The 18,075-nt window shown below is 61.0% G+C and carries 17 protein-coding genes; 7 read left to right on the plus strand and 10 right to left on the minus strand.

The window, feature by feature from the left end; translation table 11 throughout:
* Window positions 1-14: 14 nt before the first annotated feature.
* Window positions 15-443, minus strand: coding sequence for a Ros/MucR family transcriptional regulator (locus tag EET67_RS05200; protein ID WP_128625165.1), 429 nt, complete (start codon window positions 441-443; stop codon window positions 15-17).
* Between the two features lie 476 nt (window positions 444-919).
* Here EET67_RS05200 and EET67_RS05205 point away from each other — a divergent pair, with 476 nt between their 5' ends.
* Window positions 920-3,025, plus strand: coding sequence for a S9 family peptidase (locus EET67_RS05205; RefSeq protein WP_128625166.1), 2,106 nt, complete (start codon window positions 920-922; stop codon window positions 3,023-3,025).
* A 118-nt stretch (window positions 3,026-3,143) separates the two neighbouring features.
* Here the strand turns inward: EET67_RS05205 and EET67_RS05210 are convergent, their stop codons facing one another.
* From EET67_RS05210 to EET67_RS05225, 4 genes are all read right to left on the minus strand, one after another.
* Window positions 3,144-4,094 carry a cytochrome c gene (locus tag EET67_RS05210; protein ID WP_128625167.1) on the minus strand — a complete coding sequence of 317 codons (951 nt, stop codon included), beginning with the start codon at window positions 4,092-4,094 and terminating at the stop codon, window positions 3,144-3,146.
* Window positions 4,095-4,109: 15 nt separating this feature from the next.
* On the minus strand, window positions 4,110-4,547 hold the full coding sequence (locus EET67_RS05215; RefSeq protein WP_128625168.1) for a c-type cytochrome: 438 nt from the start codon (window positions 4,545-4,547) through the stop codon (window positions 4,110-4,112).
* Window positions 4,548-4,775: 228 nt separating this feature from the next.
* Window positions 4,776-5,372: a superoxide dismutase gene (locus tag EET67_RS05220; protein ID WP_128625169.1), complete on the minus strand. Its 597-nt coding sequence runs from the start codon at window positions 5,370-5,372 to the stop codon at window positions 4,776-4,778.
* Window positions 5,373-5,535: 163 nt separating this feature from the next.
* Window positions 5,536-6,414 (minus strand): branched-chain amino acid aminotransferase, encoded by an 879-nt coding sequence (locus tag EET67_RS05225; RefSeq protein WP_128625170.1) that lies wholly within the window; start codon window positions 6,412-6,414, stop codon window positions 5,536-5,538.
* A gap of 487 nt (window positions 6,415-6,901) precedes the next feature.
* On the opposite strand from EET67_RS05225, the gene EET67_RS05230 reads away from it, so the two are divergent.
* Window positions 6,902-7,564 carry a haloacid dehalogenase type II gene (locus EET67_RS05230; protein WP_128625171.1) on the plus strand — a complete coding sequence of 221 codons (663 nt, stop codon included), beginning with the start codon at window positions 6,902-6,904 and terminating at the stop codon, window positions 7,562-7,564.
* Window positions 7,565-7,763: 199 nt separating this feature from the next.
* Window positions 7,764-8,501, plus strand: a complete 738-nt coding sequence (locus tag EET67_RS05235; RefSeq protein ID WP_128625172.1) for a L,D-transpeptidase — start codon at window positions 7,764-7,766, stop codon at window positions 8,499-8,501.
* 32 nt (window positions 8,502-8,533) lie between these two features.
* On the opposite strand, the gene EET67_RS05240 is transcribed toward EET67_RS05235, so the two are convergent.
* Entirely contained in the window at window positions 8,534-10,087 is a 1,554-nt protein-coding gene (locus tag EET67_RS05240) for a helicase HerA-like C-terminal domain-containing protein (RefSeq protein ID WP_128625173.1), read from the minus strand.
* A 277-nt stretch (window positions 10,088-10,364) separates the two neighbouring features.
* Between EET67_RS05240 and EET67_RS05245 the strand changes: the two genes are divergently transcribed.
* The 4 genes from EET67_RS05245 to EET67_RS05260 all read left to right on the plus strand — a co-directional run bounded on the left by EET67_RS05245 (window position 10,365) and on the right by EET67_RS05260 (window position 14,615).
* Entirely contained in the window at window positions 10,365-11,807 is a 1,443-nt protein-coding gene (locus EET67_RS05245) for a methylmalonyl-CoA mutase subunit beta (RefSeq protein ID WP_128625174.1), read from the plus strand.
* Entirely contained in the window at window positions 11,808-13,934 is a 2,127-nt protein-coding gene (gene scpA / locus EET67_RS05250) for a methylmalonyl-CoA mutase (RefSeq protein ID WP_128625175.1), read from the plus strand. It begins immediately after the preceding gene.
* A gap of 73 nt (window positions 13,935-14,007) precedes the next feature.
* Window positions 14,008-14,229: an AbrB/MazE/SpoVT family DNA-binding domain-containing protein gene (locus tag EET67_RS05255; RefSeq protein WP_128625176.1), complete on the plus strand. Its 222-nt coding sequence runs from the start codon at window positions 14,008-14,010 to the stop codon at window positions 14,227-14,229.
* Entirely contained in the window at window positions 14,226-14,615 is a 390-nt protein-coding gene (locus tag EET67_RS05260; RefSeq protein WP_128625177.1) for a type II toxin-antitoxin system death-on-curing family toxin, read from the plus strand. The genes EET67_RS05255 and EET67_RS05260 overlap by 4 nt, the downstream gene beginning before the upstream one ends.
* A gap of 7 nt (window positions 14,616-14,622) precedes the next feature.
* Here EET67_RS05260 and EET67_RS05265 read toward each other — a convergent pair whose 3' ends face one another.
* Genes EET67_RS05265 through EET67_RS05280 form a run of 4 tightly spaced genes read right to left on the minus strand, consistent with a single transcriptional unit; the run spans window position 14,623 to window position 18,071 of the window.
* Window positions 14,623-15,099 (minus strand): GreA/GreB family elongation factor, encoded by a 477-nt coding sequence (locus tag EET67_RS05265; RefSeq protein ID WP_128625178.1) that lies wholly within the window; start codon window positions 15,097-15,099, stop codon window positions 14,623-14,625.
* Window positions 15,099-16,148, minus strand: a complete 1,050-nt coding sequence (locus EET67_RS05270) for an asparaginase (RefSeq protein WP_128625179.1) — start codon at window positions 16,146-16,148, stop codon at window positions 15,099-15,101. Before EET67_RS05270 ends, EET67_RS05265 begins: the two co-directional genes overlap by 1 nt.
* A 16-nt stretch (window positions 16,149-16,164) precedes the next feature.
* Complete coding sequence (locus EET67_RS05275) at window positions 16,165-16,908, minus strand: SDR family NAD(P)-dependent oxidoreductase (protein ID WP_128625180.1); 744 nt, start codon at window positions 16,906-16,908, stop codon at window positions 16,165-16,167.
* Complete coding sequence (locus tag EET67_RS05280; protein WP_128625181.1) at window positions 16,905-18,071, minus strand: acetyl-CoA acetyltransferase; 1,167 nt, start codon at window positions 18,069-18,071, stop codon at window positions 16,905-16,907. The genes EET67_RS05275 and EET67_RS05280 overlap by 4 nt, the downstream gene beginning before the upstream one ends.
* Between the last annotated feature and the right edge of the window lie 4 nt (window positions 18,072-18,075).

Consider the following 18,075-nt stretch of genomic DNA (forward strand, 5'->3'; position numbering starts at 1 on the left):
GTTTCAGCCTGCCGTTATTTGGCCGGCTTGCGCTTGCGGCCCAGGCCCATCTTCTTGGCAAGCTGCGAGCGTGCCGCAGCATAATTCGGCGCAACCATAGGATAGGACGGATCGAGACCCCACTTTTCGCGATACTGATCTGGCGTCATGCCGTAATGTGTCATCAGGTGACGCTTCAGAGACTTGAACTTCTTCCCGTCCTCCAGACAGACGATGTAATCGTCATGCACGGAGCGCTTCGGATTGACGGCAGGTTTTTGCTTGTCCGCAGGCGGCTGTTCGACCGCGCCGCCAACACGTCCGAGAGCGGCATGCACATCGGCAATCAGATTCGGAAGTTCACCGACTGGAACCGGATTATTGCTGACATAGGCGGCAACAACGTCGGCCGTCAGCTCAATCAGCATGTCTTGATTTCTATTTGGTGTCTCGACAACGTCCATATTTATTCAGGCCCCAATGCGGGTTTGAGTTTGGCCTCTTTCTTCCTTTTTGAGGCATTGCGCGATTTTGACCAAGAGAGTAGCGCCACGATTCGCGTCGAAAATCTTCATGGCGTCGCCTGCCAAGCAAGTCAATTCAACATTTTTTTAAATAATGAAATGTGTCTTAGTCATTCGAGGTGTTTCAGCGAGTTCTCTTTCTGCAGAACAGCGCCTCAAACGTTGCAATCGCCAAATTTCAGCAAAGCGACGCTATAAGGCATATATATACTACATCTTTTATCTGTTGCTAATCAACTTTGAGTAGTTTTTTCAACGTAGTGCACGCTCCTGCTCAAGCCCGGCACTATGGTAAGGCAAGATGTACATCAGGCAGTCGAGTTGACCCGCCCGGGCAAACTCTACAAAGAAACCCTTGAACATGAGGCCGCGGGCGTGTTCATTCGCCATTCGAAAAATCGATAAAGCGAGTAACAATGACCGGCCCCGGCATATTTTCCGACATCGAAAGCCCCCTGACCGAGGAGCGTCCGCAAACGGACAGCCATCACGGCATCACCCGGGTTGACGAGTTCTCCTGGCTGCGCGCGCAGAACTGGCAGGACGTATTCCGCGACCCCGCGCAACTCGATCCGGCTATCCGCAGCCATCTTGAGGCGGAGAATGCCTATCAGAGCGCCTTGATGGCCGATACGGTCGAGTTGCAGAAGCGCCTCTTCCAGGAGATGAAGGGGCGGATCAAGGAAGATGACTCTTCAGTGCCCTTGAAGGACGGCCCCTTCGCTTACGGCTCCTCCTTCAAGAAAGGTGGCGAACAGCCGCGCTTCTTCCGCACGCCGCGTAACGGCGGGGCTGAGGAAATTATCCTCGACGGCGATGCCGAAGCCGAGGGCAAGGCCTATTTCCGCATCGGCAGCGTCGATCACTCATCCGACCACAAGCGCCTGATCTGGGCTTTCGACGACAAGGGTTCGGAATTCTACACCCTCAATGTCCGCGACCTCGCCAACGGCAAGGAACTGGCTGATGTTGTTCCTGACACGGGCGGCGCCGGTGTCTGGAATGCTACCGATGACGGCTTTTTCTACACCCGCCTCGACCAGAACCACCGCCCGTCGAAGATCTTGTTCCACAAGCTCGGCACCGACCACGCCGTAGATCGCCTTGTCTATGAGGAAACCGACCCCGGTTTCTTCATGAATGTCGGCGGCGCGCGCCGCAACGACTGGATATTCATCGGCATCAATGACCATGAAACGTCGGAATATCGCCTTCTCAAGGCCAGCGAACCGCTGGCCGAGCCGAAGCTGGTCGAGCCGCGCTCGCCCGGCCTGCAATATGACCTCGAAGAGGGCGGCGACATCTTCTTCATCCTGACCAATGCGGACGGCGCCAAGGACTTCAAGATCATGACGGCTCCAGCCGATGATCCGCGTCGCGTAAATTGGAAGGAACTGGTGCCGCATGAGCCGGGGCGTCTCATCCTGTCCATCCTAGGCTTCAAGGACCACCTGGTCCGGCTGGAGCGCAAGGACGGCCTGCCGCGCATCGTCATCCGCGATCGCGCCACCGGCGAGGAACATCTGATCTCGTTTGCGGAGGAGGCATTCTCGCTCGGCCTTGGCGGCTCTTACGAATACGACACGGATACGATCCGCTTCTCCTACTCGTCGATGACCACGCCGAGCCAGCTTTTCGACTACAATATGCGCACCCGCGAGCGCGTGCTGCTGAAGACGCAGGAAGTGCCTTCTGGCCATGACCCGGAAGACTACGTCACCCGCCGGCTGATGGCGCCGTCGCATGATGGCGAATTGGTGCCGATCTCGCTTATCCACCATCGCGACACGCCGCTGGATGGCAGCGCGCCCTGCCTGCTCTACGGCTACGGCTCCTACGGCATCACCATCCCTGCCGGCATCAACACCAATTGCCTGTCCCTGGTCGACCGCGGCTTCGTCTATGCGCTCGCCCATATACGCGGCGGCAAGGACAAGGGTTATGCCTGGTACGACGACGGCAAGCGGCAGAAGAAGACCAATACCTTCCTCGATTTCATTGCCGCTGCGCATCACCTCGTTGCAGAGCGCTACACATCGCATGACCGCATCATTGCGCAGGGCGGCTCTGCCGGCGGCATGCTGATGGGAGCCATCGCCAATATGGCGCCGGAGGCTTTTGGCGGCATCATCGCGGAAGTGCCCTTCGTCGATGTGCTCACTACTATGCTCGACGACACGTTGCCGCTCACGCCGCCGGAATGGCCCGAATGGGGAAATCCGATCGCTTCGGAAGAAGACTACAAAACCATCGCCGCCTATTCGCCTTACGACAATGTCGGCGCCCGCGCCTATCCGCCGATCTTGGCGGTTGCCGGCCTCACCGATCCGCGCGTCACCTATTGGGAGCCGGCGAAATGGGTCGCCCGTCTGCGCAAGCTTAAAAAGGACAGGAACCCGGTCCTGTTCAAGATCAACATGGATGCCGGGCATGCCGGTGCGTCGGGACGGTTTTCACGGCTGGAAGAAATCGCCTACACCTACGCCTTCGCGCTGAAGGTCGCGGGCAAGGCAGGAGCTTGATCCTGAAAAGTTGCGGGCTTTTCAGACAAGATCACGCATCAATAACAAAGGCTTAGTCGAGATGGCGATTCAAGGAAAAATCATCTCGCTCTAAGCTCGGCCGGTCTGATCGGCCGCCTCAGCTTTCCGGCTGTTTGCGTGGCGGGTAGCCATCGGGATGCGGCGGCACCGCCTTCAGATAGGCGGCGATCGCCTCGCGGTCGGCTGGCGAGAGCTTGGCCATGTTCTTCTGGACATCGACCATGGCGCCGCCGACCGAATCATAATCCGGCGTGAAGCCGGTTTCGAGGTAGCTCGCAATCTCCGACGCGGACCATGAGCCGATACCACCCTCACCCGACGTGATGTTCGGAACTACACCCTCGCCTTCGGCCGCGATTGCACCAGCCAGCCACCGGCTCTTGTCCGTGCCGCCGATAAAGTCGCGCGGGCTATGGCATTCGCCGCAATGCCCCGGCCCCTCGACGAGGTACTGGCCCAGCCGCTCCTGTTCCGCGGCACCGCTCTCAAGCGCTATGACCGGTACGCTACTGACGTAAAGCAACTTCCACAGGCCGAGCCCGCGCCGCAGATTATAGGGAAACGACAGCGTGTGGTCGGCTGCTTTTCCGGCAACCGCCGGCAGCGTCTTCATATAGGCGTAGAGGTCGGCGACGTCTTCCGGCCTCATCCGTGCATAGGATGGATAGGGAAAAGCCGGATAATAATGCGTCCCGGAAGGGGAAACGCCTCTCAGCACCGCATTGGCGAAGTCCTCCTGCGACCAGCCGCCGATGCCGTCGGTCCCGTCCTGAGAGATATTGGGCGCAACGAAAATGCCGAACGGCGTCTTCAACTGGACGCCGCCGACCAGTTCAAGCTGTGCGGGGCCTTCCGATTTGGGCCGTGCGTGACACGATGCGCAACCTCCGGCCCAGAAAATCCGCTCACCTTTGGCGGCATCTCCAGGGCCAAGGGCAGCTGCCGCTTCCCCGTCAAGCCGCGTCGGTGTGGTGAGCAGCCAGAAAGCCGCTGCCCCCACACCGCACAGCAACAGGGCTGCGGCACCCAATTTACCGAACACAGCCATCCGGCTTCGACCAGATCAGCTCTTCTTGATGCGGAAGGTCTCATGGCAGCCGCCGCAATTGGCCGCCACTTTGCCGAACTCCACCTTGAGCGCATCGAGATCGGCGGGCGCTGCGGCGACGGCTGCGGCTGTATCAGCCCGGAACTTCTCGACCTTCGCCTGGAAACCGGCCATGTCTTCCCAGATCTTGGGCGAGGCTTCCGTGTCGCCCTTGTCCGTTCCTTCCGGGAACAGCGCAGCGACGTCGATCTTCTGGGCATCCTCGCTCAGCGTCTTCAACGCATCGAGCACGACTGCGGCATCGAAAGGCTTCTCGCCCTTGACCATCGGCGCAATCGCTCCGACTGCCTTGCCGTTTGCCTTCATGATCGCCTGGCGATCGGCAATCGGATCGGCAAAGGCGGCGGAGCCAGCCAACGCCAGCGCGGATAGGGCAAGTATAAGTGTTCTCATGAAATAACCTCCGGGTTGCAATTTCGCTGCCTGGGCACGCCCACGGAAAATGGCCGAAAAGACCTTTACATTCTCCTCACCATTGCGTGAGCGGGACGTGAACGCAACCAGCATGCCGCAGGAATCAAAAACCCCGGCCGAGCCGGGGTTTTCTTCGTTTCGAGGCTTGTGCCACCTTGCTGACTATGGCTCGGGATCGATCATCAATCCGTATCGATCCCGAATAAATCAGGCCTTCTCATACAGTTCGAGCACGTAATCCCAATTAATGAGGCTATCGACGAAGGCTTCAAGATATTTCGGACGCGCATTGCGATAGTCGATGTAATAGGAGTGCTCCCACACATCGACGCCGAGAATCGGCGATGCGCCATGGACAAGCGGGTTCTCGCCATTCGGCGTCTTCGAAATCGCGAGCTTGCCGTCCTTGACCGAAAGCCATGCCCAGCCGGAGCCGAACTGCGTCGTGCCGGCGGCGATGAAATCGGCCTTGAACTTGTCATAGCCACCGAGGTCGCTGTCGATGGCCTTCTGCAATGCGCCGGGCAGCTTGTTGCCGCCGCCGCCCTTCTTCATCCACTTCCAGAAATGGACGTGGTTGTAGTGCTGCGCGGCATTGTTGAAGAGACCGGCATTCTTGCCGAATGACTGCTTGACGACTTCTTCCAGCGAAAGCTTGTCCATCCCGGCTTCAGCGGCGAGCTTGTTGCCGTTGTCGACATAGGCCTTGTGGTGCTTGTCGTGATGGTACTCCAGCGTCTCCTTGGACATATAGGGCTGGAGTGCCTCGTAGTCATAGGGCAATGCGGGCAGTTCAAAGGCCATGGTCATACTCCTCAATCTGGCAATGTGCGGTAAATTCCTACCGGACAGACATAAGATGGAATTGCCGCAAGACAACCCCATCGCTGCGCCCCGTTGTAGGCCAACAGACGCAAAAGGGGCAGCCAGTTTTCAACAAAATCCGCAGGATTGAGGAATTATTTTCTTACGCTGAGGCGGAAGCGTGCGCCCAGTCCCAATAAAGCTCGCGCGCCTTCCTGGCGACCGGACCCGGCTGCAGCTCGCGATCCTCGATCTTGATTACCGGCACGACCTTGGAATGGTTTCCGGTCGAGAAGATCTCGTCGGCTTCGAGGAACTCGCGCACCGACAGCGCCTTTTCCGTCGTGCGGAAACCATAGTCGGCAAGCAGCGAGATTGTGCGGGCGCGCGTGATGCCGGAAAGGAAAGTCCCGTTCGGGGCCGGCGTGAAGACATGGCCATCCTTGACCAGGAAGATGTTGGACGATCCTGTCTCGGCAACATTGCCGAGCATGTCGAGCACCAGCGCATTGTCGAAGCCGCGCATTTTGGCTTCCAGGATCGCGCGGCCGTTGTTCGGATAAAGGCAGCCGGCCTTGGCATTGGTGGGCATGGTCTCGATGGTCGGCCGGCGGAACGGCGAGACGGTTACCGAAAATCCGGTCGGGGCGATCATCGGCGCCTCGTAGAGACACAGGCAGAACCGCGTGGATGCCGGATCGGCGGGCACGCCCATATAGCCGCCATGCTCGGCCCAATACATCGGCCGGATATAGACGGCAGTATTGCCGTCGAATTTCTTCAGCCCGTCCCAGGTCAGGCTGACGATTTCCTCCGGCGTCATGGTCGGCTTGAGCCCGAGCGCGATGGCCGAGGTGTTGACGCGCTGCGAATGCAGGTCGAGATCAGGCGCTACGCCCTCGAACCAGCGAGCGCCGTCGAATACGCTGGTGCCAAGCCACATGGCATGGCTGCGCGGCCCGATCACCGCGACATTGCCCTCGTACCAGTCGCCATCGACAAAGGTCCAGGTCTTGGTTTGCGCAGCCGTGGAAAGTGACATGGGAGTGATCCGTCTATGTGATGAGCTGTTCATTGGAAGACAGTTTGCTGTACCTCGTCAACTGTCGCGGCGGGAGAATTGTTGATGCCACGGCCTGCTGGCATCGGCCGCATGGGCCCTTTTGCCGAAATGGCTTTAAATCCGAAATTCGTTCCCAGCCTAGGTCATGGACTCATAAATATGATCGAAATGGCGCCTGAAACGGCGATGAGATGCCAGGAGAAGCCCGCCGGTCGATGTGATTCATCGGCCAAGGGCATCGACGCCGCAGCTCGAAGCCGTTTCGGCGTCCTTCGGATGTGGGCCCTCTGGCCGGCTACTTTGTCGCGAAGGACTTGAAAATGAACGACATTTCCTGCGCCTTCGCTCCTCGTATCCGACCAGATGGCCTCACACCATTTCGACCAGATTTATGAGTTCACGACCTAGCTCCTAGGTGATACCAATTCGTTGCGCCGCACCGGCGCAACGATGCGCGAGAGGATTGATGCGCCACACCGCTTATGTGTTTGATGCCTATGGCACGCTGTTTGACGTGCACGCTGCCGTCCGCCGTCATTCCGTCAAGGTCGGCCCCGATGCCCAGCAGCTTTCGGACATCTGGCGGGCCAAGCAGCTTGAATATTCCTGGGTGCGCACCCTCATGGGCTCCTTCATGGACTTCTGGCAATTGACCGAGCAGGCGCTTGATTTTGCCTTCGCCAAGGTGCCGTCCGCCGATCCGCAATTGCGCCAGGATCTGCTCGAAGCCTATTGGCAGCTGGATTGCTATCCCGAAGTCCCGGCGGTGCTGAAGGCGCTCAAGGCTGACGGCGCGCGGCTGGCAATCCTGTCGAACGGATCAACCGCGATGCTGGAGGCGGCAGTCAAGTCGGCTGCGCTCGACCAGGTGCTCGACGATATTTTCTCAGTCGATGCCGTCCGGCGTTTCAAGTCCGACCCCGCTGTCTATGACATGGTGACGACTGCCTGGCGCCTCTATCCCGATGCGGTGTCGTTCCAATCATCGAATCGATGGGATGTCGCGGGCGCTGCGCGATTCGGATTCCGCACCGTGTGGATCAATCGCAGCAGCCAGCCCGACGAGTATCGCGATCTTCAGCCGGACCTCATCCTGCCCTCACTGGAGGGATTGCCCACCGGCGGCTGACCGTAAATTCTGTTGCCGAAAGGTCACAGTTATACGGCGATCACATCTTCGCCTTGCTTTGTTCACCCTGTGGCCAGATTTGGAACCCCTATCGCTGGCTGAAAGTAACGGGAGGAAAAGCATGCCGCTCACGCGGCGTTCACGCTTTTTTGTGATGTCGGCTCCTATGCATTTCGGCATCCCGGATTAGAAGGGCAACATGGCTACAACCTCAGATACACTCCCCCATTTCACCCGGCGCCGGTTTCTCAGCGCAGCCGGTGCAGGCGCTGCATCGATCGCCCTGTCGGCCTGCAGCACCGTTTCGCGCGGCCCCTATATTGACGGCCCGCCGCCTGAAACCCCACCGCTCAGCGTTGATCCTGCCTTCGGCAACTATGTTTCAATGTATGGCCCAGTGATCGACGAAGGCTATGAGATCCCAGCCGTGCCGATCAATAAAGTCGACAAGCGCTTCTATCGCCAGATCGTTCAGGACCCCACCGGCGAGCGCCCCGGCACCGTGGTCGTCGATACGTCGAACCACTTCCTTTATCTTGTACGCGAAGGCGGCGAGGCGATGCGCTACGGCGTCGGCCTCGGCCGGGCCGGCTTCGAATGGTCCGGCCGCGCCGTCATCCAGTGGAAGCGCAAATGGCCGCGCTGGACCCCGCCGACCGACATGATCAAGCGCGATCCGAAGCTGGAAAAATACAGCGCCGCCAATGGCGGCATGGATCCGGGCCTGCTCAATCCGCTCGGCGCGCGCGCTCTCTATATCTTCCAGGGAGGTGAAGACACGCTCTACCGCGTTCACGGTTCGCCGGAATGGTTCTCGATCGGCAAGTCGGTTTCATCCGGCTGCGTGCGCCTGATGAACCAGGACATCATCGACCTTTACGATCGCGTCCCCAACAAGACGCCGATTCTGGTCACCGGCGGTCTCGGGGTCGCCTGACCCCGTCCACCCACGGTCCACATAGGGGCGCCTCAAAACCCCTTTTTGAGGCTCCCCAATATGCCGCGCACCAGTGCCCGGCCGACCTGTGATCCCACAGACCGCACCACGGACTTGATCGCGGCTTCCGCCACGGTCTGGCGGTTCGATGCCCGCGGCCGCGGTGCGCGGCGCGACGAGCGATCATCGTCATCATCGCCAAAGCCGGGAATGGTCCAGCGCGTCCGACCAGAATCCCGGCCTTCGTCCTGCTGCTGGGCCTGCTCCTCGGCCTTCTGCGCCTCAAGCGCCTTCTTCTGCAAAATCTCGAAGGCCGATTCGCGGTCAACGGTTTCGTCATACTGACCCGCGACGGGGCTCTCGGCGACCAGCTTCTGCCGCTCCTGGGGCGTGATCGGGCCAAGCCGCGATGAGGGTGGGCGAATCAGCGTCCGCTGCACCATCGAGGGAACGCCCTTTGCCTCCAGCGTCGAAACCAGTGCTTCGCCGGTACCAAGCTGCGTGATCATCTCGGCACAGTTGAAATCAGGATTGGGACGGAACGTATCGGCTGCCGTCTTCACGGCTTTCTGTTCGCGCGGCGTATAGGCGCGTAGCGCGTGCTGGACGCGGTTGCCGAGTTGGGCCAGCACCGTCTCCGGCACGTCGAGGGGGTTCTGCGTGACGAAATACACGCCCACACCCTTGGAGCGGATCAGCCTCACCACCTGTTCCACGCGGTCCACCAGCGCCTTGGGGGCGTCGTCGAACAGAAGATGCGCCTCGTCGAAAAAGAAGACGAGTTTCGGCTTGTCGGGATCGCCCACTTCCGGCAGCACCTCGAACAGTTCCGACATCAGCCACAGCAGGAATGTCGCATACAGGCGCGGATTCATCATCAGCTTGTCGGCCGCGAGCACATTGATGGCGCCACGCCCATCCCGCGTCGTGCGCATCAGATCGGGTATCTTCAAGGCCGGCTCGCCGAAGAAATTGTTGCCGCCCTGCTGCTCGAGCACCAGCAGCGACCGCTGGATGGCGCCCACCGAGGGCTTGGTCACGTTGCCGTAACGTGCACCGATCTCGTCGGCGCGGCTGGCGATATTGGCAAGCAGGGCCTGCAGATCCTTCATGTCCAGAAGCAGCAGACCTTCTTCATCCGCGATGCGGAAGGCGATGTTCATCACGCCTTCCTGCGCTTCGGTGAGGTTCATCAGGCGCGACAGGAGCAGCGGCCCCATTTCAGAGACGGTGGCCCGTATCGGGTGCCCCTGCTCGCCGAATAGGTCCCAGAAGATCACCGGAAACTCCTGGAACTCATAGGGGTCGAGCTTGATCGTCTGGGCGCGCGCCGTCAGGAAGTCCTTGGCTTCGCCCATCATGGCTATGCCGGAAAGATCGCCCTTAATATCTGCGCAGAACACCGGCACGCCGGCATTGGAAAACCCTTCCGCCAGTATCTGCAGCGTCACCGTCTTGCCAGTGCCGGTCGCGCCGGTCACCAGACCATGCCTGTTGCCATATTTCAGCAGAAGCGTTTCGGGCCTCTGGTAGCTATCGTCCGGCTTGCGGCTGGCACCGATGAAAATGCTGTCTTCCTGCGCCATACTGTTCCCGTCTCCGACATCGCTTATCCAATCACCGGTACCCGACAAGCTTGCGATTGTTCAGGTGCCGTCTGTCCCGACAAGGTATAGTGGCGTGGTTGCACCGCCACAACGGCAATCGAACAAATTGACGATTGCAGGTTGCGGTTGCGGCCGCTGTTTGGCATCCAACGGCGCAGGCCACGACGAATGTCTGATCGTTTGTTGCATTGCGGTATCGAGCCGCTCGCCATAGAGTTCCACTCTGTGCCGATGCGGGCATGAAAAGGGGATGCGGATGGACGCGCAAACCATGTTTGGCGATGTCGAGTTTCCTGCCAATGATCGGCAAAGATGGCTGGAATTGGCGCAAAAGGCGCTTGCCGGCGCCTCTTTCGAAGAGGCATTGGTTTCGCACACTGACGACGGCATTCGCATCGATCCGCTTTACGACCGCGCGGAAAAGCCGGAATACCTGCCACGCCAGAACCCGGATACCCCCTGGGCCATCGTACAGCGCATCGACGACCCCGATCCGCGCCGCGCCAACGCGCTTGCCCTGGAAGAACTGGCGCAGGGCGCAACCGGGCTTGCGCTGGTGTTCGAGGGCGCGCCAAACGCCTTCGGCTATGGCCTGCCGGCAACGGCTGAAACATTGGAGGCGGTGCTGGAAGGCATCGTGCTCAACCGGACCTATCTGAGAATCGACGTGCATCCGGCGAGCCGCGCCATGGCCGACTGGCTGGTTGCTATCCTGACCACGCGCCGGGCCGATCCCTCCAAGCTCAACCTTTCCTTCGGCATCGATCCGGCAGCGATTTTCGCCGGCACCGGGCGGCTCCGAATGTCGATCGAGGCGCTGCAGGCCTCGATGCCGCAGTCGCTCGCTCACTTCTTTGCGCTGGGCGTGCCGGGTGTCCTGCTCGAGGCCGATGGCCGCGTGCTGCACAATGCGGGAGCCACCGAGGCGCAGGAACTCGGCGTCATGCTGGCCTCGGCAGTTGCCCATCTGCGGCTATTCGAGGAAGCGCGGCAGGCGCTCGTCTATGCCGCCCCGCATATCGGCTTCTCGATCAGCGTCGATCAGGACCAGTTGCTGTCGATGGCCAAAATCCGTGCCTTGCGCAAGCTCTGGGCTCGTATCCAGCAGGTCTGCTCGATCCCGCCCTCACGTGCGACGATCCATGCCGAAACGTCTTATCGGATGATGACGGTCAAGGACCCTGAAACCAACATATTGCGCACAACCCTGGCCGGCTTTGCCGCTGTCGCCGGCGGCGCGGATTCTCTATCCATCCTGCCGCACACAACCGCCCATGGGCTGCCCGAGCATTTTGCCCGGCGAATCGCCCGCAACACCCAACTCATCATGGCCAGCGAAAGCCATGTCGGTTTCGTCGCTGATCCGGCTTCCGGTTCAGGCGGTATCGAAGCTTTGACCAACGCGCTCTGCGATGAGGCCTGGCAGGAGTTCCAGCGGGTCGAGGCTGAAGGCGGGGCCTTGAACAGCCTGAAGCAGGGGCGGATCCAGCAGAGGGTGCTTGCGGCGAGGGAAAGGCGCGCGGAAGCCTATCGAACCGGCAAGCGCGCCCTGGTCGGCACCACGATCTATCCGGTCAAGACGGAGCGGCCGGTCGAGACGATGAATGTCGAAAAGCGGATCATAACGCCGGCGGAAGCGGCGGTATCCTGCCAAAAACTATGCCCCGTCAGGATCGACGAGCTACTCGGAGCGAAATAGATGATCCCGGATTTTTCGAAGATCGGATGGTCCGGCGAAGCGTCGGGCGCGAATGGCAACGGGGCGGAGGTCTGGCATACGCCCGAAGGCATTCCCGTCAAGCATCGCTACGGGGTGGAAGACTTCGAGGGCCTGCCCTATCTCGACACTTATCCCGGCATGGCGCCATTCATCCGGGGTCCCTACCCGACCATGTATGTCCAGCAACCCTGGACTATCCGCCAATATGCCGGCTTCTCGACAGCCGAGGAATCCAACGCCTTTTACCGGCGCAATCTCGCCGGCGGCCAGAAGGGGCTTTCGGTCGCCTTCGATCTGGCCACCCATCGCGGCTATGACAGCGACCACCCGCGCGTTGCGGGCGATGTCGGCATGGCCGGCGTGGCCATCGATTCCATTCTCGACATGCGCCAACTGTTCGACGGTATTCCGCTCGACCAGATGACCGTGTCGATGACCATGAATGGCGCCGTGCTGCCGATCATGGCGCTCTATATCGTTGCCGCCGAAGAACAGGGCGTCGCGCAGAAGGACCTTGCCGGGACCATCCAGAACGACATTCTGAAGGAGTTCATGGTCCGCAACACCTATATTTACCCGCCAAAGCCGTCGATGCGGATCATTTCCGATATATTTTCCTATACTTCGCGCCATATGCCGAAGTTCAACTCGATCTCCATTTCCGGCTACCACATGCAGGAAGCGGGGGCGACGGCGGACCTCGAACTCGCCTATACGATCGCCGACGGTATCGAATATGCCCGCGCCGGGGTAGCTGCCGGGCTGGACATCGACAAATTCGCGCCTCGCCTATCCTTCTTCTGGGCGATCGGCATGAATTTCTTCATGGAAGTGGCCAAGATGCGGGCGGCCCGCCTGATCTGGGCAGGCCTCATGCAGAAGAATTTTTCGCCAAAGAACCCGCGCTCGCTGTCGCTGCGCACCCATTGCCAGACCTCCGGCTGGTCGCTGACGGCACAGGATCCCTACAACAACATCATGCGCACCATGATTGAGGCGATGGCGGCCACCCAGGGTCACACCCAGTCGCTCCACACCAATTCCTTCGATGAGGCGCTTGCCCTGCCGACCGATCATTCGGCGCGGATTGCCCGAAACACGCAACTCATCCTGCAACTGGAATCGGGCACGCCGCGCATCATCGATCCATGGGGCGGATCGGCCTATGTCGAGCGCCTGACGCATGATCTGGCGGCACGCGCGCTTGCCCATATCGAGGAGGTGGAAGGCCTGGGCGGCATGGCCGCCGCGACCGAAAAAGGCATCCCCAAGCTGCGTATCGAGGAAGCCGCCGCCCGCACCCAGGCCCGCATCGATTCCGGCCAGCAGGCGCTGATCGGCGTCAACGCCTTCCAGCCGAAGCAGGATATCGAGATCGATGTCCTGAAGATCGACAATGCCGAGGTACGCGCCCGCCAGCTTGCCAAGCTCCAGCAGTTGAAGGGCACCCGTGACGTGGCCGCCGCCGAAAGCGCGCTCGAAGCGCTGACCCAGGCGGCGCGCTCGGGTGAAAACCTGCTTGAATTCTCCATCCGCGCCGCCCGCGCCAACGCCACCGTTGGCGAAATTTCGCTGGCCCTGGAAAAAGCATTCGGCCGCCATGTGGCAAGTGTGCGCACCATTTCCGGCGTCTACCGCAAGGAGATCGGCGAGAACGCCGCGGCTGACCACGTTCAGGAGCAGATCGCAGCTTTCGAAAAGAAAGCCGGAGCAAGGCCGCGCATCCTTGTCGCCAAGATGGGGCAAGACGGCCATGACCGCGGCCAGAAGGTGATCGCGACGGCATTTGCCGATCTCGGCTTCGATGTCACCGTCGGGGCAATGTTTCAGACGCCGGAAGAGATCGCCAAGATCGCTGCCGACAACGATGTCCACATCGTCGGCGCGTCCTCGCTTGCCGCCGGCCACCTGACCCTGATCCCGGAACTGCGCGAGGCGCTGGACAAACTCGGCCGCAAGGACGTGATGATCGTCGCCGGCGGCGTCATCCCGCCCCAGGACTACGAGGCCGTCCGCAGGGCCGGCGCGTCGGCGATCTTCCCGCCGGGAACCGTCATTCCGGAGGCGGCCGAAAAGCTCATGGACGCGCTACTGGCACGGTACTGACTGGTTATAATCCCTGTTGCAACGCTCGCCCCCATTGAGTTATAATTCTTGTTGCAACTCAATGGAGCGAGCCATGAATGTCGTTCTGCGAAGGATCGGAAATTCGGAAGGTGTGATCCTGCCAAGAGAGTTGCTTGAACGTCTTCAAGTCAAGGCAGGAGACCGGCTGGAGATCATCGAAACCGAAAAGGGCATTGTCCTCCATCCGGTAGATGACAGTTTCGAGCGGCAAATGAAGGCCGCGCGCGAAGTCATGGATAAATATAAGGTCGCGCTTCAGAAGCTGGCCGAATGAGCTGGGAGTTTCTGAGCCGTATGGCGGTCGAGGCGATGCATGCCGAGCAATTGCGCCGGCATGGCGGAGCATTCGGGCTGCGGGATGAAAACGCTCTTGAGTCAGCCCTCGCGCGGGCTGAAAACAAGGCCCATTACGGCGACCCGACGATTCACGAGCTTGCAGGCGCCTATGTCTTCGGCATCGCGCGAAACCATGCCTTTGTCGATGGCAACAAGCGCACGGCGATCGTCGCCGCCGGCGCCTTCCTGATCATCAACGGCTATGCTTTGACCGCAGATAATGGAACGCTCTACGAATTTGTGATGGGCGTTGCCGCCGGCGAGATCGATGAAGCCGGGGCAACTGCGTTCCTGCGCGACCACACCGAGCCGGTGCGGGACTGATCTTCCCTCACCCCTCGGCGGTCATCGCCGTGATTTCCCATTCCTTGCCGTTCACCACCGCGACATCGCCCACTGCCTTGCCGAACAAAGCCATCGCCATCGGCGAAACATGCGAAATCGTGCCCTTGGCGGCGTCCGCCTCGTCCTCGCCGACAATCTTCCAGCGCTTCTTGGCGCCCTCGTCATCCTCGATCGTCACCGTCATGCCGAAACGAACGACGGTGCTGCCCGGCTCGGGAATGGACACTTCCGCCGTCTCGCGGCGCGCGGTCCAGTAGCGCAAATCACGTGAAGCCAAGGCGATGCGTTCGCGGTTTGCCTCACGCTCGGTGGTCGCCAGTTCTTCCCGCAACACCGCCAGTTCCGCCTCGATGGCGGCAAAGCCTTCCGGCGTCACCAGATTGCGATGCTGGCTGACCGGCCGCTCGCCAATATCGGCGAGCACATTGTCATTGTCGTCTTCGCGTGTGAATGCCCTGCTCATCAAGAGAAAGTAGGGATCGGCGCGACTGCTGACAAGGCGTTCGCAGAGGTTAGAGCCGCAGACGGGCGCAGGCGGCCGACCTCGATGCCGTTCCAGTTGCGCAGCATCGGGTTGGCAAATCCTGTCAGCTGCCCTGCCAGCGCTGCATCATTCGCCAGAAGCTTGGCCAGCACCGCAGCCACCATGACCTCGGCGGCGCGTCCCGCCCCGTCATCGCATTTAAGCGCAATTCCGAGCCCCAGTTCCGGCAAGGCCGCGCAGAACACACCCTCGGCACCGATCTTGACGAAAATTTGCCCCGGTGCTGCTTCCATCAGTTTCGTGTCCGCCCTGCCGCTGCCGGCGACATAGAAAGGCTCGGCCATGCAGGCTTCCATCAGCCGCTTGGCCGCCCTTGCCCTTGCCGGCGCAAGGCCGATGCCGGTCGCCATGCGGGCAAAACCACGCGCAACATTTTTCAGCGGCACCGCATAGGTCGGGATCGAGCAGCCATCGGTACCACGATTGTCGGCGCCGTGGCGCGCGCCGGTCACCCCCTCCAGCGCCTCGCACACCATTTTCTGGCACTCGTGCCCAGCTTTCACATAGCCGTGATGGTCGATGCCTGAATGGCAGCAGGCACAGAGAAAACCGGAATGTTTTCCCGAGCAATTGTTGTGCAAGGCGGTGGGCGATCCGCCACTGCCCGCCAGCTTGACGGTCGCCTGCTGCGATGTCGGCCAATGGGCGCCGCACTCCAGCGCACCGACATCGAGCCCTGCCTTCGCCAGCATGGCACTGGCAAGTTCCACATGCGCGGCTTCGCCGCTATGCGAGGCGCAGGCCAGCGCCAGTTCCTTGTCCTTGAAGCCATAGGCGTCCGCAGCGCCGGTTTCGACCAGCGGCAGCGCCTGTATCGCCTTCACCGCCGAGCGGGGAAAGACCGGGCGCTCGATGTCGCCGATTTCCAGAACCGTTCCGCCATCCGCATCCACGACAGCAACGCAGCCGCGATGGACGCTCTCCACGACGTCGCCGCGCAGAACCTCGACAAGTACCGAATCCGTCATTTTCGAAACTTCGCCCCTATCGGCCGGCCAAGACGCCGCCGGACAAAAACCCGCCATCAACCGCCAGCGTGTGGCCATTGATATAACTCGACTCCGGCGAGAGCAGAAACGCAACCGCCGCCGCCACTTCCTCCGGCTCGCCATAGCGCGCCTGCGGAATGCTGCTTGTCCAGGCCCGCCGCTCTTCCGCGGAGGGGCGGACGGATGACATATCCATTTCGACAGGCCCCGGCGCCACGCAATTCACTCGCACGCCACGGCTGCCGTATTCCAGCGCCAGCACTTCGGTCATGAGTTTCACCGCGGCCTTCGAAGCGCCGTAAGCCAGATGGCCGCCATTGGCCCGCTGGCCGGACACCGACCCAATCGTCACGATCGACAGTGTCGCGCCCATGCGCTCCAGCGCCGCCTTGGCGGCAATAAAGGTGCCGACCAGATTGATATCCAGAACCTCGCGCAACAGTTCAGCGCTGGTTTCTTCTGCCGAAACGTCGCGCATGATCGAAACGGCACTGACCAGCCCGCCGATCAGGCCGAGCCGATCCACCACTTCGTCAAAGGCGTCGGACAATTCGTCTTCGTCGGTGACATCGGCCTGGAGGAAAACCGCATTCTCATCGGCCAGCAGGTCTTCGGCCGCCAGCAGCGCTTCCTCGTCGGCATCGATAATTGCCACCGGCCAGCCGTCATCGAGCAGGCGCCGGGCAACCGCTAATCCGATTCCCGATGCGCCTCCGGTGACGACGGCCGAATGCTTCATCTGATGCGGTCCAGAATGGAGACGTAATTCGCCACCGCGGCGCCACCCATATTGAAGATGCCGCCGAGCTTGGCGCCCGGCACCTGGATGCCGCCCGCCTCGCCGGTAAGCTGCATTGCGGTCAGCACATGCATCGAAACGCCTGTTGCGCCGATCGGGTGCCCCTTGGCCTTCAAACCACCCGAGGGGTTGACCGGCAGCTTGCCGTCCTTGGCGGTATAACCTTCCAGCGCAAGCTTGGCGCCCTCGCCGCGCTTTGCCAGGCCCATCGCCTCATATTCGATCAGCTCGGCAATGGTGAAGCAGTCATGCGTCTCGACAAAGCAAAGGTCCTCCAGCGTCACGCCGGCCGCCCTCAACGCGCGCGCCCAGGCTTCCTCGCAGCCTTCGAACAACAGGATGTCGCGCTTCGACATCGGCAGGAAATCCTGCACATGCTCATTGGCCCGGAACGCCACCGCCCGGCGCATGGAAAGCGCATTGGAGCTGTCCGTCAGCACCAGTGCCGCCGCCCCATCCGACACCAGCGAGCAGTCGGTGCGCTTCAGCGGGCCGGCAACGAAGGGGTTCTTCTCGCTTTCATGGCGGCAGAACTCATAGCCGAAATCCTTGCGCAGCTGCGCATAGGGGTTCTCGACGCCGTTCTTGTGGTTCTTGGCCGCAATCATGGCGAGCGCGTCCGACTGGTCGCCGTGGCGCTGGAAATAGGCTTGCGCAATCTTGCCGAACACACCGGCAAAACCGGCCGGCGTATCGCCGTCTTCGGGAAGGTAGGAGGCCTTGAGCAGGTTCTTGCCGATCTCCGGGCCGGGCGTCGTCGTCATCTGCTCGGCGCCGACCACCAGCACTGTGCGCGCAGCCTTGGCATCGATCGCGCGGATGCCCTGGCGCACGGCGGCCGATCCGGTTGCGCAGGCATTCTCCACCCGCGTCGCCGGCTTGAAGCGCAGGCGGTCATCGGCCTGCAGCACCAGGCTTGCGGTGAAGTCCTGAGGCGAGAAGCCGGCGTTGAAATGGCCGAGCACGATCTCGTCGACATCGTCGGGGCCGATGCCGGCATGGTCGAGCGCATCGGCCGCCACCTTGGTGATCAGGCCTTCCAGCGTCTCGCCTTCCAGTTTGCCGAAACGCGAATGCGCCCAGCCGACAATGCATGCAGTCATGAAA

The organism is Borborobacter arsenicus, assembly GCF_003934165.1.
GTDB lineage: Bacteria > Pseudomonadota > Alphaproteobacteria > Rhizobiales > Rhizobiaceae > Pseudaminobacter > Pseudaminobacter arsenicus.

What these genes read in the sequence shown, in the direction of transcription:
- EET67_RS05280 (WP_128625181.1), bottom strand. Translation starts at nt 18,071, where the DNA reads ATGACTGCATGCATTGTCGGCTGGGCGCATTCGCGTTTCGGCAAACTG.
- EET67_RS05215 (WP_128625168.1), bottom strand. Translation starts at nt 4,547, where the DNA reads ATGAGAACACTTATACTTGCCCTATCCGCGCTGGCGTTGGCTGGCTCC.
- EET67_RS05240 (WP_128625173.1), bottom strand. Translation starts at nt 10,087, where the DNA reads ATGGCGCAGGAAGACAGCATTTTCATCGGTGCCAGCCGCAAGCCGGAC.
- EET67_RS05220 (WP_128625169.1), bottom strand. Translation starts at nt 5,372, where the DNA reads ATGGCCTTTGAACTGCCCGCATTGCCCTATGACTACGAGGCACTCCAG.
- EET67_RS05255 (WP_128625176.1), top strand. Translation starts at nt 14,008, where the DNA reads ATGAATGTCGTTCTGCGAAGGATCGGAAATTCGGAAGGTGTGATCCTG.
- EET67_RS05235 (WP_128625172.1), top strand. Translation starts at nt 7,764, where the DNA reads ATGGCTACAACCTCAGATACACTCCCCCATTTCACCCGGCGCCGGTTT.
- EET67_RS05270 (WP_128625179.1), bottom strand. Translation starts at nt 16,148, where the DNA reads ATGACGGATTCGGTACTTGTCGAGGTTCTGCGCGGCGACGTCGTGGAG.
- EET67_RS05265 (WP_128625178.1), bottom strand. Translation starts at nt 15,099, where the DNA reads ATGAGCAGGGCATTCACACGCGAAGACGACAATGACAATGTGCTCGCC.
- EET67_RS05245 (WP_128625174.1), top strand. Translation starts at nt 10,365, where the DNA reads ATGGACGCGCAAACCATGTTTGGCGATGTCGAGTTTCCTGCCAATGAT.
- scpA (WP_128625175.1), top strand. Translation starts at nt 11,808, where the DNA reads ATGATCCCGGATTTTTCGAAGATCGGATGGTCCGGCGAAGCGTCGGGC.
- EET67_RS05225 (WP_128625170.1), bottom strand. Translation starts at nt 6,414, where the DNA reads ATGTCACTTTCCACGGCTGCGCAAACCAAGACCTGGACCTTTGTCGAT.
- EET67_RS05205 (WP_128625166.1), top strand. Translation starts at nt 920, where the DNA reads ATGACCGGCCCCGGCATATTTTCCGACATCGAAAGCCCCCTGACCGAG.
- EET67_RS05260 (WP_128625177.1), top strand. Translation starts at nt 14,226, where the DNA reads ATGAGCTGGGAGTTTCTGAGCCGTATGGCGGTCGAGGCGATGCATGCC.
- EET67_RS05275 (WP_128625180.1), bottom strand. Translation starts at nt 16,908, where the DNA reads ATGAAGCATTCGGCCGTCGTCACCGGAGGCGCATCGGGAATCGGATTA.
- EET67_RS05200 (WP_128625165.1), bottom strand. Translation starts at nt 443, where the DNA reads ATGGACGTTGTCGAGACACCAAATAGAAATCAAGACATGCTGATTGAG.
- EET67_RS05230 (WP_128625171.1), top strand. Translation starts at nt 6,902, where the DNA reads ATGCGCCACACCGCTTATGTGTTTGATGCCTATGGCACGCTGTTTGAC.
- EET67_RS05210 (WP_128625167.1), bottom strand. Translation starts at nt 4,094, where the DNA reads ATGGCTGTGTTCGGTAAATTGGGTGCCGCAGCCCTGTTGCTGTGCGGT.